The sequence below is a fragment of the Streptomyces pseudovenezuelae genome, assembly GCF_001513955.1.
Classification (GTDB): Bacteria; Actinomycetota; Actinomycetes; order Streptomycetales; family Streptomycetaceae; genus Streptomyces; species Streptomyces pseudovenezuelae.
Genome location: NZ_KQ948153.1, coordinates 51,096 through 67,253, shown reverse-complemented (window position 1 = coordinate 67,253; position 16,158 = coordinate 51,096). Strand labels below are relative to the sequence as shown.

General features: G+C 72.0%; 14 protein-coding genes. 7 read left to right on the top strand and 7 right to left on the bottom strand.

All coding sequences use genetic code 11. The annotated features are described in order from the left end of the window. Positions 1-28: 28 nt before the first annotated feature. Positions 29-421 carry a Zn-ribbon domain-containing OB-fold protein gene (locus AQI94_RS37005; RefSeq protein ID WP_031057542.1) on the bottom strand — a complete coding sequence of 131 codons (393 nt, stop codon included), beginning with the start codon at positions 419-421 and terminating at the stop codon, positions 29-31. Further along, positions 421-867 (bottom strand): DoxX family membrane protein, encoded by a 447-nt coding sequence (locus AQI94_RS37000; RefSeq protein WP_031057538.1) that lies wholly within the window; start codon positions 865-867, stop codon positions 421-423. Before AQI94_RS37000 ends, AQI94_RS37005 begins: the two co-directional genes overlap by 1 nt. Positions 868-1,054: 187 nt before the next feature. Between AQI94_RS37000 and AQI94_RS36995 the strand changes: the two genes are divergently transcribed. The 5 genes from AQI94_RS36995 (at position 1,055) to AQI94_RS36975 (ending at position 8,882) form a co-directional block, all read left to right on the top strand. Then, complete coding sequence (locus AQI94_RS36995; protein WP_225890387.1) at positions 1,055-2,674, top strand: subtype B tannase; 1,620 nt, start codon at positions 1,055-1,057, stop codon at positions 2,672-2,674. A gap of 216 nt (positions 2,675-2,890) precedes the next feature. Further along, positions 2,891-4,096, top strand: coding sequence for a flavin-containing monooxygenase (locus AQI94_RS36990; RefSeq protein ID WP_031057532.1), 1,206 nt, complete (start codon positions 2,891-2,893; stop codon positions 4,094-4,096). A 148-nt stretch (positions 4,097-4,244) separates the two neighbouring features. Next, positions 4,245-5,750 (top strand): flavin monoamine oxidase family protein, encoded by a 1,506-nt coding sequence (locus tag AQI94_RS36985; RefSeq protein WP_031057530.1) that lies wholly within the window; start codon positions 4,245-4,247, stop codon positions 5,748-5,750. A 124-nt stretch (positions 5,751-5,874) separates the two neighbouring features. Further along, positions 5,875-8,100, top strand: coding sequence for an acetate--CoA ligase family protein (locus tag AQI94_RS36980; RefSeq protein WP_031057529.1), 2,226 nt, complete (start codon positions 5,875-5,877; stop codon positions 8,098-8,100). After that, complete coding sequence (locus AQI94_RS36975; RefSeq protein WP_031057527.1) at positions 8,091-8,882, top strand: enoyl-CoA hydratase/isomerase family protein; 792 nt, start codon at positions 8,091-8,093, stop codon at positions 8,880-8,882. The genes AQI94_RS36980 and AQI94_RS36975 overlap by 10 nt, the downstream gene beginning before the upstream one ends. Positions 8,883-8,886: 4 nt before the next feature. On the opposite strand, the gene AQI94_RS36970 is transcribed toward AQI94_RS36975, so the two are convergent. Then, entirely contained in the window at positions 8,887-9,804 is a 918-nt protein-coding gene (locus AQI94_RS36970; protein WP_063760210.1) for a hypothetical protein, read from the bottom strand. Between the two features lie 82 nt (positions 9,805-9,886). Here AQI94_RS36970 and AQI94_RS36965 point away from each other — a divergent pair, with 82 nt between their 5' ends. Beyond that, positions 9,887-10,474 carry a flavin reductase family protein gene (locus AQI94_RS36965; RefSeq protein WP_031057522.1) on the top strand — a complete coding sequence of 196 codons (588 nt, stop codon included), beginning with the start codon at positions 9,887-9,889 and terminating at the stop codon, positions 10,472-10,474. 4 nt (positions 10,475-10,478) lie between these two features. On the opposite strand, the gene AQI94_RS36960 is transcribed toward AQI94_RS36965, so the two are convergent. Then, a complete protein-coding gene (locus AQI94_RS36960; protein WP_031057519.1) occupies positions 10,479-11,783 on the bottom strand; it encodes an MFS transporter in 1,305 nt (434 codons plus the stop codon). 71 nt (positions 11,784-11,854) lie between these two features. Here AQI94_RS36960 and AQI94_RS36955 point away from each other — a divergent pair, with 71 nt between their 5' ends. Continuing rightward, on the top strand, positions 11,855-12,904 hold the full coding sequence (locus AQI94_RS36955) for a GlxA family transcriptional regulator (RefSeq protein WP_051832821.1): 1,050 nt from the start codon (positions 11,855-11,857) through the stop codon (positions 12,902-12,904). Positions 12,905-12,974: 70 nt separating this feature from the next. On the opposite strand, the gene AQI94_RS36950 is transcribed toward AQI94_RS36955, so the two are convergent. From AQI94_RS36950 to AQI94_RS36940, 3 genes are all read right to left on the bottom strand, one after another. Further along, positions 12,975-14,024 carry a Zn-dependent alcohol dehydrogenase gene (locus AQI94_RS36950; protein WP_031057513.1) on the bottom strand — a complete coding sequence of 350 codons (1,050 nt, stop codon included), beginning with the start codon at positions 14,022-14,024 and terminating at the stop codon, positions 12,975-12,977. Then, positions 14,024-15,175 carry an acyl-CoA dehydrogenase family protein gene (locus AQI94_RS36945; RefSeq protein WP_031057510.1) on the bottom strand — a complete coding sequence of 384 codons (1,152 nt, stop codon included), beginning with the start codon at positions 15,173-15,175 and terminating at the stop codon, positions 14,024-14,026. The genes AQI94_RS36950 and AQI94_RS36945 overlap by 1 nt, the downstream gene beginning before the upstream one ends. 109 nt (positions 15,176-15,284) lie before the next feature. After that, on the bottom strand, positions 15,285-16,151 hold the full coding sequence (locus AQI94_RS36940) for an SDR family oxidoreductase (RefSeq protein ID WP_031057507.1): 867 nt from the start codon (positions 16,149-16,151) through the stop codon (positions 15,285-15,287). Positions 16,152-16,158 lie beyond the last annotated feature (7 nt).

Genomic DNA, 16,158 nt, shown 5'->3' with positions numbered 1-16,158 from the left:
GGCTCGCCAGTCACTCCAACCACCCGACTCACCCCACCGGCCTGAACTTCGGCACCCCGTCCGGAAACACCGCCACCAGGTCCGCCCCGGCCCGCAGCTCCCCGTGCGTGCAGTCGACGATCTCCGTCATCAGCCGGGGGCCCTCGGCGAGGTCGACGACGGCGGCGACGTACGGGGTGCGGTCCTTGAAGGGGGCCAGGTCGTTGCGGTGGACGACGGACCAGGTGTACAGCGTGGCGCGGCCGCTCGCGGGCTCCCAGGCGACCGACTCGCTCCAGCAGTGCGGGCAGAACTCGCGCGGGTAGTGATGGGTCCGGGCGCAGGACGCGCAGCGCCTCAGCAGGAGACGGCCGGCGGCTGCCGCGTCCCAGTAGGTGCGGGTGAAGGCGTCCGTCTCGGGCCGGTCGTACCGCGCGTCCATCAGAACCAGCCCAGCGCGGCGTCGAGCGACCACGTCTGCCAGGACATCGCGAACAGGGCCACGACCGAGATGAGGGCCATCATCGAGTTCTGCCCCTGCTCGGCCCAGTCGTGGATCATGAGGGTGAAGTAGAGGAGGTTGAGGAGCAGGCCGCCGACCAGGGCCAAAGGGGTCAGCAGGCCGAGTATCAGGCCCGCGCCGAGGGCGAGTTCGGCGTAGGCGACGACGTAGGCCATGGTCTTGGGGCGGGGCGCGACCACCACGTCGAAGCCGCTGCGGACCGGGGTCCAGCGGTGCTTGGCGGCGATGTCCGCGGCCCAGGTGATGCCGCCGCCCTCGAACCACGTCCTCTTGTCCTTGTGCCGCCAGCTCTCCAGCCACCACAACCCGAGGCCTATGCGCAGGACGGCCAGCCATTGCGCGCCGGTCAGCCAGATCGTGTCCATGAAATCTGACGGTACGTCAGATGGCGGGCTCCGGGAAGACCGCGTTCCCGGTGAGAATCCATGAGAGAACCCTGTGCACCCACCGAGAAGCTGTGGGTCCCCCGTGAATACTCCAAGATTGTTGGCAATTTTGTCGGAGAACTGGCTACGTTCGTTCCCGCCAGCCAAACCGCCTAGGGAGCCAACCGTGAAGCACAGGGCCATCAAGCGCAGGAACGTCGTCATCGGCATCGGTGCGACGGCGGGGATCGCGGCCGTCGGAGGCATCGCCCTGAACGCCAGCGCGTCGACCGACAGCTCCGGCACGAGCAGCGACGGCAGCCTCGTCTTCGACCCCGACGCCTACACGAAGCTGACGACCACCGTCACCGACACCGAGGGCACCGAGCACGCGGTCACCTACCACTTCTGGAAGGCGATCACCTACGTCGCCAAGCCCGTCGACGCCACCTACCAGTCGCTGATCGTCAGCTCCCCCGTCGAGATCGACGGCACCGCGGTCGACGCGAGCAACGCCCCCATCCTGTTCGCGAACTCCGTCGGCGGGTACATGCCGTCCTCCGTGGCGGACGCCACCGGCGTCGGCGCCGGGGGCATGGGCGGGGGCGGCGGTGCCCCCACCGGCAGTGCCGCGCCGAGCGCCTCGGCCGCCTCCAACGCCAACGAGAACACCAACGCGACCGGCGGCGCGACCTCCAGCAACCAGCTCCTCGCGCTGGCCGCCGGGTACGTCGTGATCGAGCCCGGCGCCCGCGGCCGTACCCTCAAGAACTCCTCGGGCGAGTACTACGGCACCGCCCCCGCCGCGATCGTCGACCTCAAGGCGGCCGTGCGGTACATCAAGTCCAACAAGGGCCGCATCCCCGGCAACGTCGAGCGGATCGTCTCCGCCGGCACCAGCGCGGGCGGCGCCCTGTCCTCGCTGCTCGGCGCGTCCGGCGACAGCCCGCTCTACGACAAGCTCCTCAAGGAGATCGGCGCGGCCGACGCCTCCGACGCGATCTTCGCGGTGGGCGCCTGGTGCCCGATCACCGACCTGGAGCACGCCGACGGCGCCTACGAGTGGAACTGGGGGACCAACACCCTCGCCGGCGGCAAGCAGGTCGACCAGGCCGTGTCCAAGGAGCTTCGGTCGCAGTTCGCCGAGTACCAGGCGTCCCTGAAACTGCGCGGTCTGAACGGCTTCGGCGCCCTGACCGCCCGCAACTACGACGAGTACCTGGTCAAGCAGTACCTGGAGCCCTCGGCGACCACCTACCTGGCCGCCCTGCCGGACTCCGACCGGGAGACCTACCTCGCCAAGAACACCTTCATCACCTGGAAGAACGGCAAGGCCACCTTCACCTGGGCCGACTTCCTCACCCACGTCGGCGCCCGCAAGAAGACCACCCCGGCCTTCGACGCCTTCGACCTCTCCGCCGGCGAGAACAACCTGTTCGGCGCGGGCACCACCCAGAACCGCCACTTCACGGCCTACAGCGCCAAGAACGACACCACCGGCCTCACATCCAAGCGGGTCGCGAGCGACATCCCCGAGAAGCTGCACCTGATGAACCCGATGCACCACCTCGTGGAGAAGGTCAACGGGCGCCGCTCGAAGCACTGGTGGATCCGCCTCGGCACCAACGACACCGACACCTCGCACGTCATCTCCGCCAACCTCGCGGCGGCCGCGAAGGGCCTGGGCGACGAGGTCGACCACCTCTACTACTGGGACCAGGGCCACGGCGCCAACACCGACCCGGGCGACTTCATCACCTGGATCGCCAAGGTCACGGGGTACGGGAAGGCCGGCAGGACCAAGTAACCCCCACGAACACGGCCCCGGTTTCCCGTCAGTCTCCGGCCGCCGCCGCCAGAGCGTCGAGGCTCCGCGTCACGCGGACCCGGCGCCTCGGCGGGCGTTTTCCGTGTGGGCTACGTCACCCGACCCACGCACTTCTCCTACAGGCGTGATCGATCCGCAACCAATTCCCCTCTTGACCGAGACCCATCAACGCGCTGTCTGATTACGCTCGCGCTCATGGACGACTCCGCACCCGACTCCACCCCCGCAGACCGCCCCGACCAGCCCGATCGCCCCGTGTACGTCATCGGCGGCGGCCCGGCCGGGCTCTCCGTCGCGTACGCGCTACGGGCCCGGGGCGTCCGCGCGGTCGTCCTGGAGAAGTCCGAGCAGGTCGGCGCGTCCTGGCGGCGCCACTACGACCGCCTCCACCTGCACACCACCCGCCGTCTGTCGGCCCTGCCCGGCCTGCCGATGCCCCGCCGCTTCGGCCGCTGGGTCTCCCGCGACGACGTGGTGCGCTACCTGGAGAAGTACGCCGAGTTCCACGAGCTGGAGACAGTCACCGGCGTCGAGGTCTCACGCGTCGAGCGCACCCCCGACGGCACCGGCTGGCTGCTGCACGCCACCGGCGGCCGCGAGCTCACCGGCGCCGCGGTGATCGTGGCCACCGGCTACAACCACACCCCGCTGCTGCCGGACTGGCCGGGCCGCGAGGAGTACAAGGGCGAGCTGCTGCACGCCGGCGAGTACCGCAACCCGGCGCCCTACGCCGGCCGGGACGTGCTGGTCGTCGGCGTCGGCAACACCGGCGCCGAGATCGCCGTGGACCTGGTCGAGGGCGGCGCCTCGCGAGTACGGCTGTCCGTGCGCACCGCCCCGCACATCGTCCGCCGCTCCACGGCCGGCTGGGCCGCCCAGTACACGGGCGTCCTCGTACGACGCCTGCCCGTGGGCCTCGTGGACCGGCTGGCCCGCCCCATGGCGAAGCTCAGCGTGCCCGACCTGTCCGCGCACGGACTGCCCCGCCCCGCGACCGGGCTCTACAGCCGGGTCAAGGAGGGCGCCATCCCGGTCCAGGACGTCGGCCTCATCGACGCGATCCGCAAGGGCCGGGTCGAGGTCGTGGCCGCCGTCGAGGGCTTCGAGAACAGCGAGGTCATGCTCACCGACGGCACCCGGATCACACCGGACACGGTGATCGCGGCGACGGGGTACACCCGCGCCCTCGACGGGCTCGTCGGCCACCTGGACGTCCTCGACGGACACGGAGGGCCGCTCGTCAACGGAGCCAGAGCCCCGCAGAATGCCCCAGGGCTCTATTTCACCGGCTATGTCACTCCCATCAGCGGGACCTTCCGCGAAGTGGCGATCGACGCGGAGAAGATCGCGAAGACCGTGATGAAGGACGGCGCGGGCCGGCTCTCGAAGCTCCCGGTCTGACGCGGAAAAGCCCAACTCTCTTCCATACGACTCCCGTTACTCATGTGCCAGATGTGACGGGAGCGTTGTCGTGTGCCCTCGTACGGGGCCAGAATGTGAACACTTCTCATGTTCTGGCTCCACACTCTCTCCACTACGGAGGACGCACGTGGCACGCGAAAGACAGCTCCCCCCGCTCCCCCGGCTCTCCCGGCGCTCCCTGATCGGCGGTGCCGCCGCCGCGGCCGGTGCCGTCACCCTCACCGGCACCGCCGCCCCGGCCGCCTTTGCCGCCACCCGCGACGTGGACGTCGCGATCGTCGGCGGCGGTCTCGCCGGACTCACCGCGGCCCGTGACCTGGTCGCGGGTGGAAAGACGGTCGCCGTCCTGGAGGCCCGCGACCGGGTCGGCGGCCGGGTGCTCAACCTGCCCCTGGCGGGCGGCGGAGTCACCGAGGGCGGCGGCGAGTTCATCGGCCCCACCCAGGACCGCATCAAGGCGCTCGCGGACTCGCTCGGGGTGGACACCTTCGCCACCTACAACACCGGCAAGAACCTGCTCTACAAGGACGGCAAGAAGACCGCCTACGCCACCGACGGCATCCTCGGTTCGGTCCCGCCGATCGACGCGGCCGGACTCGCCAACGCGGCGATCGTCCAGGCCTCCCTCGACGACATGGCCAAGACGATCCCCCTCGACGCGCCCTGGACCGCGCCCAAGGCCGAGGAATGGGACCGGCAGACCTTCGAGACCTGGCTGCGCGCCAACGCGGTGATCCCGTCGGCCAAGTTCCTCCTGGACGTGGCCTGCACGTCGATCTTCTCGGCCGAACCCCGGGAACTGTCCCTGCTGTTCGTCCTCTTCTACATCGCCGCCGCCGGCAACGAGTCCACCCCCGGCACCCTGGAGCGCCTCACCGAGACCGCGGGCGGCGCGCAGGAGCTGCGCTTCGTCGGCGGCTCCCAGCTGGTGCCGATCAAGCTCGCCGCCACGCTGGGCGACCGGGTGGTGCTGAACGCCCCGGTGCGCACGATCGCCAGGTCCGGCGCGAAGTACGTCGTCACGGCCGACGGGGTCACCGTCACCGCCAAGCGGGTCGTGGTCGCCGTGCCCCCGCCGCTCGCGGCCCGTATCACCTACGACCCGCTGCTGCCCGCCGCGCGTGACCAGCTCACCCAGCGCCTGCCGATGGCCTCGGTCGGCAAGGCGATCGCGATCTACGACACCCCGTTCTGGCGGGCCGACGGCCTCAACGGCCAGGTCGTCAGCGACACCGGCGTTATCAGCTCGACCTTCGACAACTCCCCGCCGGACGCCTCCTACGGTGCCCTGATGGGCTTCATCGAGGCGGACGAGGCCCGCAAGTTCGACGCGGCGAGCGAGGCGGAGGTCAAGGCGGCCGTCCTCAAGGACTACGTGACGTACTTCGGCTCGAAAGCGGCCTCCCCCACGTCCTTCGTCCTGCAACGCTGGAACAACGAGGCGTACACCCGCGGTGGCCCCGTCTCCATCGGCGGTCCGGGCGTGCTCACCCAGTACGGCCCCGCCCTGCGCGCGCCCGTCGGCGGTATCCACTGGGCGGGCACGGAGACGTCCATCCACTGGAACGGCTTCATGGACGGAGCCGTCCGCTCCGGCGAGCGGGTGGCCAAGGAGGTGCTCGCGGTGCTGTAGCGCCGGGCCTGTCCACGCCCGGTCACGCCAACTTTGCGTGCACGCCCGTTCCTGACAACCCGTCAGTTCTGTAATCTGACACTGCGTCAGTTATTCAGGCTGTCACACAGGAGCGGGCGGACCGATGCTTGGATCAACCCACGGCACCCTCACCACCGACTCCCGCCGGGCCCGGGTCATCGCGTGCGGCGAGCAACCCGGGCCCGCCGTCCACGGCCGGCCCGCCGAGGTCGACGATCTCGACGTCGGCGGCCGACCGCTGTATGCCGGCGTCCCCGATCTGGACCGTTTCTTCCGGCCGGAGTCGGTCGCCGTGATCGGCGCCTCGGACGCCGAGGGCCGCCCGAACACCGGTGTCACCCGGCAGTTGATCGACTGGGCGGGCCGGGTGGGGGCGCGGCTGCACCCGGTGCATCCGACCCGCCCGTCCGTCTTCGGCCTCCCCTGCGTGGCGTCCGTGGCCGACCTGCCCGAGCAGGTCGATCTCGCCGTCCTGCTGGTCGCCGACCCCCTTCCGCTGATCGAGCAACTGGCCGATGCCAAGGTGAAGTTCGCGGTCGTCTTCGCCTCCGGGTTCGCGGAGACCGGCGAGGAGGGAGCCGCGGCCCAGGAGCGTCTCGCGGCCGCCGTGGCACAGTCCGGGATGCGGCTGCTCGGCCCCAACACCAACCTGAACGCCTTCTCCTCCTTCCGCGAGGACCTCGACGGACCCGGCATCGCCCTGATCACCCAGTCCGGCCACCAGGGCCGCCCGGTCTTCGCCCTCCAGGAGCTCGGCATCCGCCTGACCCACTGGGCACCCACCGGCAACGAGGCCGATCTGGAGACCGCGGACTTCCTGTCCTACCTCGCCGAGCGCCCCGAGGTCGGCGCCGTCGCCTGCTACCTGGAGGGCCTCAAGGACGGCCGCTCCTTCCTGCTGGCCGCCGACCGGGCCGCCCGCCGCAAGGTGCCGGTCGTCGCGGTCAAGGTCGGCCGCACCGAGACCGGCGCCCGCACGGCCGCCTCCCACACCGGCAAGCTCACCGGCGCGGACACGGTGGTGGACGCGGCGATGCGGCAGTACGGCGTGATCCGCGTCGACGCTCTCGACGAACTCCAGGACACCGCGGCCCTGTTGGCCCGCGCGAGGCCGCCGCAGGCCGAGGGGGTCGTCGTCTACTCGATCTCGGGCGGCACCGGCGCGCACTTCGCCGACCTGGCGACGGAGGCGGGGCTCAGTCTGCCCGCCCTCTCGGCGGCCAAGCAGGCCGAACTGCACCAGTGGATACCGGAGTTCCTGAGTGTGGCCAACCCCGTCGACAACGGCGGGCACCCGGTCGGCGACCGGCGCGGCCGGAAGATCATCGACGCGATCCTCGCCGACCCCTCGGTGGGGGTGCTGATCTGTCCGGTGACCGGGCCGTTCCCGCCGCTGAGCGACCGGCTGGTGCGGGACCTGGTGGACGCGGCCGAGCAGACCGACAAGCTGGTGTGCGTGGTGTGGGGTTCGCCGGTCGGCACCGAACCGGCCTACCGGGAGGTCCTGCTCGGCTCCTCGCGGGTGGCCACCTTCCGCACGGTCGGCAACTGCATCACGGCCGTGCGCGCCTATCTCGACCACCACCGCTTCGTCACCGGCTACCGCTCCCCCTTCGACGAGGCCCCGCGCACCCCCTCGCCCTCCTTCCGCAAGGCCCAGGCACTGATGCGCCCCGGTCAGCAGCTGAGCGAGCACGCGGCGAAACAGCTGCTGCGGGCGTACGGGATCCGGGTGCCGCGCGAGCAGCTGGTGACCAGCGCGGCGGCGGCCGTCCGCGCGGCGGGCCTGGTCGGCTACCCGGTGGTGATGAAGGCGTCCGGCGCGAAGATCGCCCACAAAACCGAGCTGGGCCTGGTGAAGATCGGGCTCACCTCCGCCAGCCAGGTACGGGACGCCTACCGCGAGCTGACCGACATCGCCCGCTACGAGGACGTCTCACTGGACGGCGTCCTGGTCTGCCAGATGGTCGAGCGGGGTGTGGAGATGGTCGTGGGGGCGGCGCACGACGAGTTGTTCGGGCCGACGGTGACGGTCGGGCTCGGCGGGGTCCTGGTCGAGGTGCTGCGGGACACGGCCGTACGCGTGCCGCCCTTCGGGGAGGAGCAGGCCAGGGACATGCTCGGGGACCTGCGCGGGCGGGCTCTGCTGGACGGGGTGCGGGGGCGGCCCCCGGCGGATCTCGACGCGCTCGTGGAAGTGGTCCTGCGGGTGCAGCGGATGGCGATGGAGCTCGGGGACGACCTCGCGGAACTGGACATCAACCCGCTGATGGTGCTCCCCCGGGGCCAGGGGGCGGTGGCGCTGGACGCGCTGGTGGTGTGCCGGTGAGCGAGGTGACGCACACCGTCGAGGGTCCGGTCTGCCACCTCACCCTCGACCGGCCCGAGGTCCTCAACGCCCTCACGCCCGGCGGGCGGGACCGGCTCATCGAGCTGTTGGCCCGGGCGTCCGCCGATCCCGGGATCCGGGCGGTGGTGCTCACCGGTGCCGGCCGCGGCTTCTGCGCGGGGGCGGACCTGCGGGGGGCCTCCGGCCCGGCGGAACGCTTCGCGGGTGATGTGGCCCGCACGCTGCGTCTGGGGGCCCAGCGGCTGGTCGCGGCCGTCCTCGACTGCGAGAAACCGGTCGTCGCCGCCGTGAACGGCACGGCGGCCGGACTGGGCGCGCATCTCGCCCTCGCCTGCGATCTCGTCCTGGCCGCCGAGTCGGCGAGGTTCATCGAGGTGTTCGTACGCCGTGGTCTGGTCCCCGACGGCGGCGGCGCCTATCTGCTGCCCCGTCTGATCGGTCCGCGGCGGGCGAAGGAGCTGATGTTCTTCGGCGACGCGCTCTCCGCGCGCGAGGCCGAGGAGCTGGGCCTGGTCAACCGGGTCGTGGCGGACGAGGAGCTGGCCAGGACGGCCCGCGCGTGGGCCGAGCGCCTCGCCGCCGGCCCGACCCGGGCCCTCGCCCTGACGAAACAGCTCGTGAACGCGTCCCTGGACAGCGACCGTGCCACGGCCTTCGCCGCGGAGGCCGCCGCGCAGGAGATCAACATGACGACGGCGGACGCGCAAGAGGGCGTGGCGAGCTTCGTGGAGCGCAGGAGCCCCGAGTACCGGGGCCGTTGAGGGCTCAGCCCCGGGTCAGGATCCGCACATCCGGCGCGTCCGGGTCACCGAACGGCACGAACAGCTCGGGCTCGGACTCCGTGCCGCCGATCCGCCAGTACGTCTCCTGCCCGCATCCGTCGTCCAGCCGTACGACGACACCGGGCCGCCCCTCGGAGCCGTCGCCGTAGGGGTCGTGGCCGCCCTTGTCGTCGAGCAGCCAGGTGCCCGTGCCGTCGCACACGGCGAAGGGCGATGCGCCGTTCGGGTCGACGGAGCCGGGCTCGGCCTCGGTGGGCAGGCCGGTGAGGTCGGCCCGGCCGCCCGCGCCCAGGCGCAGGACCGCGCCCTCCGCGCCCCGCCAGACCCCGGTGAGCTGCCCGTCGGAGAGCACGGGAGGCTCGTACTCGTCGACGATTCCCGTGACCGTGGCCAGCACCCCGCCGAGGAGGACCAGGAGGAACAGACCGGCGGAGGCGAACAGGGCGGGCAGCCAGACGGCCCCCAGGTCCCCGGTGCGTCGGCGCAGCCACCCGAGGCCGAGTACCGGGAGCACGCCGAGGGCGGCGAAGAGCGGTGCTGTGGTGGTGAACGGCCAGTCCCACAGCAGCAGGGCGAGCGCGGCCCAGGCCACGCCGAGGACCGCGCTCAGAGCCAGGTGCCAGGCCCACACTGGTCCACGGGTGCGGCGGGCGGCCCGGTGGGCGAGCTCCTGCGCCGGCAGCACCTGGACGGCCGCGTGCAGGAGGCCGAGGACCGGCAGGACCAGCGGCGCCACGACGAGGAGGCAGGCCAGGGCGACCGCGGCAGGGCCCCCGCCGGCGCCCGCGTACGCGTAGTCGTCGCCGAGCTGATCCCTGATCCACCAGATCAGTCCGATCGCCGGGAACTGCGCCGCGCACACCGCGGCGGCCTCGTTGATCCTTCTGCTCCCCCACCCCATGGACGCAGGGTACGGGCGGCCCTTCGCACCCGTGTCCGTACCCTTCCCATCTGACACACCGTCAGCTTCAATGGAGAACGTGATGGGACAAGCGGGGACGGCGGAAGCGGCCGTCCGCTACCTCAGGTCCGGGAAGGCGCTCGCCGTGGAGGCGCTGCCCCGCCCGGAGCTGCGGTGTGTGCGCGAGGACGAGCGGGCACCGGTCGACCCGGCCGAGTTCCGACGCGTGCTCGGGAACTTCGCGACCGGCGTCACGGTGGTGACCGCCCCCGGGGCACCCGGCGAGGCACCGGCCGGCTTCGCCTGCCAGTCCTTCTCCTCCCTCTCCCTCGATCCACCGCTCGTCGCCTTCATGGTGGGCCGTACGTCGACGACCTGGCCGCGCATCGCCCGGGCGGGCGTCTTCTGCGTGAACGTCCTGAGCGCGGACCAGGACGCGCTGTGCCGGGCGTTCGCGGTGAGCGGCGCGGACAAGTTCGCGGGCGTCCCCCATGACCCGGCCCCGGCCTCCGGCTCCCCGCGCCTCGCGGGCTCGCTCGCGTGGATCGACTGCACGATCCACGCGGTGCACACCGGCGGCGACCACCTCATCGTGGTGGGACGGGTGGACGCGCTGGGGACGGGCTCGGGCGAGGCGCCGCTGCTGTTCCACCGGGGCCGGTTCCTCTAGGCCCTCAGGCCGCCGCGAGTACGGTGGCCGCCGGGCGGCGCCGGATCACCAGTGCCATCAGCGCCGCCGCCGCGCACAGCGCGCCCGACGCGTACCAGATCATGTCGTAGGTGCCGAACACGTCCCGGGCCACGCCGCCGAGGAAGGCGATCAGCGCGGCACCGACCTGGTGCGAGGCGAGGACCCAGCCGAAGACGATCGCGCTGTCCTCGCCGTAGTGCTCACGGCACAGGGCGACGGTGGGCGGGACGGTCGCGACCCAGTCGAGGCCGTAGAACACGATGAAGAAGAGCATCGGCGGGTGGACCGACGGGGCCAGGAGCATGGGCAGGAACAGGAGCGAGACGCCGCGCAGGGCGTAGTAGACGGCGAGCAGGCGGCGCGGTTCGAAGCGGTCGGTGAACCAGCCGGAGGCGACCGTGCCGACTACGTCGAACACGCCGATCACCGCGAGCAGCGAGGCGGCGGCCGTGACGGGCATGCCGTGGTCGTGGGCGGCGGGCACGAAGTGGGTCTGGACCAGGCCGTTGGTGGAGGCGCCGCAGATCGCGAAGGTCCCGGCGAGCAGCCAGAAGGGTCCGGTGCGGGCGGCCGAGAAGAGGACCTTGACCGTCCGCCGGGCGGCACCCGGCACCGGAGCGGGCTTCGGCACGAACTCGGTGGCACCGTACGGCTTCAGGCCCACGTCGGCCGGGTGGTCGCGCAGCAGCAGCCAGACGAAGGGGACCACCGCGAGGGCGGCGAGGGCGACCGTGACGGCCGCCGGGCGCCAGTCGTGCCGCTCCACCATCCAGGACAGCACCGGCAGGAAGATCAGCTGCCCTGAGGCGGAGGCGGCGGTCAGGATGCCGGTGACCAGGCCGCGCCGTTCGGTGAACCAGCGGTTGGTGACGGTCGCGGCGAAGGCCAGGGCCATCGAGCCGCTGCCGAGGCCGACGAGCAGGCCCCAGTAGAGCATCAGCTGCCAGGCGGCCGTCATCCACACGGTCAGGCCCGAGCCGACCGCGATCACGGTCAGCGCGACCGCGACGACCCGGCGGATGCCGAAGCGGTCCATCAGCGCCGCCGCGAAGGGCGCGGTCAGGCCGTACAGCGCGAGGTTGACGGAGACGGCCGCGCCGATGGTGCCGCGCGACCAGCCGAAGTCCTGGTGCAGCGGGTCGATGAGCAGGCCCGGCAGGGAGCGGAAGGCGGCCGCGCCGATGATCGTCACGAAGGTGACGGCGGCGACGAACCAGGCGCGGTGGATGCGTGCGGGCTGCTTTTCCGTCCCGGGTGACTGGACGGCGGCTTCGGTTGTCTGGGTCACGACATAGAGCGTGCGGCCTGTGCCTTCCCCGAGCCATTGGCCCGAAGGACAGCATTCGTTAGGATCGGGCCATGAGTCGAGGCCCTGGTGACCCGGAGTTCCGCCCGCACCGCGTGGTGGTCCTCGCCATGGACGGTGTCCTGCCGTTCGAGCTGGGCATCCCGCACCGGATCTTCGGCCGCCCCCGGGACACCGAGGGGCGTCAGCTGTACGAGGTCGTCACCTGCTCGATCCGCCCGCCGGGGCCGGTGCGGACGGACGCCGACTTCGCCGTCCAGGTCGAGCACGGCCCGGAGGCCCTGGCCGGCGCCGACACCGTGATCGTCCCGGCGTCGTACGAACTGGGCCCGGTCTTCGAGCAGGGCGTGCTGACCGACGAACTGGCCGCCGCCCTCGCCCACATCCGCCCCGGCACCCGGCTCGCCTCCATCTGCACCGGCGTCTACGTCCTGGCCGCCGCCGGGTACCTCGACGGCCGCCCCGCCACCACGCACTGGGCCGACTCCGACCGCCTCCAGCGGCTCTTCCCGCAGATCAGGGTCGACCCGGACGTCCTGTTCATCGACGACGGGGACGTCCTGACCTCCGCGGGCGTCGCCGCCGGCATCGACCTGTGCCTGCACATGGTGCGCCACGACCACGGCACCGCGATCGCCACCGAAGTGGCCCGCCGCACCGTCGTACCGCCGCACCGCGACGGCGGTCAGGCGCAGTACATCCACCGGCCGGTGCCCGACCCCCAGCAGTCGACCACGACCTCGGCCCGCGCCTGGGCGCTCGGCCGCCTGCACGAGCCGATCCAGCTGCGGGACATGGCCGAGCAGGAGGCCATGTCGGTACGCACCTTCACCCGCCGCTTCCGCGAGGAGGTCGGCGTCAGCCCCGGCCAGTGGCTCACCCAGCAGCGCGTGGAGCGCGCCCGCCACCTCCTGGAGTCCACCGACCGCTCCGTCGACCAGGTGGCCCACGACGCGGGCTTCGGCACCGCCCAGTCGATGCGCCAGCACCTGCAGGCGGCCCTCGGCGTCACCCCGACCGCGTACCGGCGCACGTTCCGGGCCGGGAGCGCCGGCCTCGACGTTCCTTCCCGGCGCCAGGAAGGCGTCGGCACCCCGCGCTGAGCCGCCTGCCCGGCGCCGACAACGCCCCCACCGGCTGTACCCGGCCTGTGGAAGACCCCGTACCCGCCGCCTAGAAGGTCAGCACCCCGCGCGCCACCCGGCCCGCCTCCGCGTCCCCCACCGCCTTCTCGAAGTCCTCGATCGGGTAGGTCTGCGTGACCAGTTCGTCGAGGAGGAGCCGGCCCTGCCGGTAGAGGCCGGCGTACAGCGGGATGTCCCGCTGGGGCCGCGAGGAGCCGTAGCGGCAGCCGAGGACGGCCTTGTCCAGGAACATCGAGGAGACGACGAAGGACGCCTCCGCGTCCGCCGCCGGCACCCCGAGCAGGATCGCCTGCCCATGCCGGTCCAGCAGGTCGACGGCGGCCCGCACGAGTTCGACCCGGCCGACGCATTCGAAGGCGTGGTCCACCCCGTGCGGCAGCAGTTCCCGTACGTCCCGGGTCGAGGTCAGGAAGTCCGTCGCCCCGAACAGCCGGGCCGCCGCCTCCTTGGCCGGGTTGGCGTCCACCGCCACGATCCGCGACGCCCCCGCGATCCGGGCGCCCTGGATGACGTTGAGCCCGATCCCCCCGGTCCCGATCACCAGGACGCTCTCCCCACGGTCCACCTGGGCCCGGTTGAGCACGGCTCCCACCCCGGTCAGCACTCCGCACCCGATGAGCGCGGCGGACGGCAGCGGGATGTCCTTCGGGATCCGGACCGCCTGCACGGCCTTCACCACGGTCCGTTCCGCGAAGGCGGAGTTGCACGCGAACTGGAACACCCGCTCCCCGCCCCGCGAGAAGGGCCTCTGCGGCCGTCCGATGGCCTTGCGGCACATGGTCGGCCGTCCCCGGTCGCAGTCGGCGCAGGCACCGCAGTTGGCCAGCGTGGACAGCGCCACATGGTCACCGGGCCCAACATGCGTGACCCCCGCCCCCACCGCCTCCACCACACCGGCACCCTCATGCCCGAGCACCACCGGCACCGGGAACGGAATGGTCCCGTCCACCACGGACAGGTCGCTGTGGCACAGCCCGGCCGCCGAGATCGCGACCTGTACCTCGCCCGGCCCCGGATCCCGTACCTCCAGATCGTCGACGACCTGGACCTGCCTCCCGTCGAACAGCACGCCGCGCATCAGACGACCCCCTTGGGTTCCCTGGGCAGACCGAGCACCCGCTCGGCGATGATGGTGCGCTGGATCTGGTCCGAGCCGCCGTAGAGGGTGTCGGCCCGCGAGAACAGGAACAGGTGCTGCAGCGCGTCGAGTTCGTACGGGGACGACGGGCTCCACTCCTGCGGGCCGACCGTGGCCTGCGCCCCGCGCACGAGCATCGCCAGCTCCCCGAGCCGCTGATGCCAGCCCGCCCACAGCAACTTGGCCACACTGGGGGCCCCGCCGTCCCCCGAACTGCCCAGCGTCCGCAGCGCGTTCCACCGCATGGTCCGCAACTCGGCCCACTGCCGCACGAGCAGAGCGCGTACGACCGGGTCGGCGACCGCGCCCGTACGCACGGCTGCCCGCACCACCCCGGTCAGCTCCTGGGCGAACCCGACCTGCTGGGCGAGCGTGGACACCCCGCGCTCGAACCCCAGCAGACTCATCGCCACCCGCCAGCCCTGCCCCTCGCCGCCGACGACATGCTCGGCACGCGCGTGCGCCCCGTCGAAGAAGACCTCGTTGAACTCACTGGTCCCGGTCAGCTGGCGAATGGGCCGCACCTCGACGCGGCCCGGCTGGTCCATGGCGACGAGCAGAAACGTCAGCCCGTGATGGCGGCGCGACTGCGGATCGGTCCGGGCGAGGACGAAACACCAGTCGGCCTCGTGAGCGAGGGAGGTCCAGATCTTCTGTCCGCTGATCCGGTACGTCCCGTCCTCGGCACGTGTGGCCCTGGTCCGCACCCCGGCGAGGTCGGAGCCCGCCCCGGGTTCGCTGTACCCCTGGCACCACAGCTCCTCCCCGGCGGCGACGGGCGGAAGAAAGCGCGCCTTCTGCTCCTCGCTGCCGTGCGCGAGGAGCGTGGGCGCCAGCAGCTTCTCCCCGATGTGCCCGGAGCGCGCGGGCGCCCCGGACCGCGCGTACTCCTCGGCCCACACGACCTGTTGCGTCAGCGTGGCGGTCCGGTTGCCGTAGCCGGACTCGGGCCAACCGAGCCCGATCCACCCGGACTTGCCGAGGGTGCGTTCCCAGGTACGACGGTCCTGGGACCCGTCGGCATGGACAGCAAGCCATTCCCGCACTTCCCCCCGGAACGCCTCGTCCTCACCGGCAAACCCGAAGTCCACAGAGCTCTCCTCTCCACACCGGTCAAGGTGAACGACCTAGGGGCGCGGGGAACTGCGCTACCAGCCACAACGCGCCCGCACCCGCCGGACAACAACCGCCCCCGACCCACTAGGCGCCCGGCCCCGGGAGCAACGGCATCGGATCCACCCCGACCGACCCCGGCAGGAACTCCGCGATCGATTCCGGCGTCCACCCGCCGGAGGCATACGCGGCGCGCAGTTCCCGGGGCTGCGCCCACACCGCGATCTTCGGCCCCGCCACGGTGTACACCTGCCCGGTGATCTCCCGGGCCCGCTCGGACAGCAGATAGACCACCATGGCGGCCACGTCCTCCGGCTCCCCGATCTCCGTCAGGTCGAAGGGAACGTTCGCCGACATCCGCGTACGCGCGACCGGCGCCACCGCGTTCGCGGTCACCCCGTACTTGTGCATCCCGAGCGCCGCACTGCGCACCAGCGAGATGATCCCGCCCTTCGCCGCGCTGTAGTTCGCCTGCGAGAAGGAGCCCTGGTGATTCCCGCTGGTGAACCCGATCAGCGTCCCCGCCCGCTGCTGCCGCATCACCGCGGCGGCCGCCCGGAAGACCGTGAACGTCCCCTTCAGATGGGTCGCGAGAACCGGGTCCCACTCCTGCTCGGACATGTTGAACAGCATCCGCTCGCGCAGGATCCCGGCCACGCAGACGGCACCGTCGAGCCGCCCGTAGGACGACAGCGCGGTGTCGACGACCCGCTGCCCGCCGGCCATCGTCGAGATGTCGTCGGCCACCGCGACGGCCTCACCGCCGGCCGCCTCGATCTCCTTCACCACCCCCGAGGCGATCTCGCTCGCCGGGGACGCCCCGTCGACCGAGACGCCGTAGTCGTTGACGACGACCCGCGCGCCCTCCGCCGCCGCGGCCACCGCGACCGCCCGCCCGATCCCCCGTCCCGCGCCCGTCACGGCGACGACCCTGCCTGCCAAGAAGTTCCCCACGCCCGGC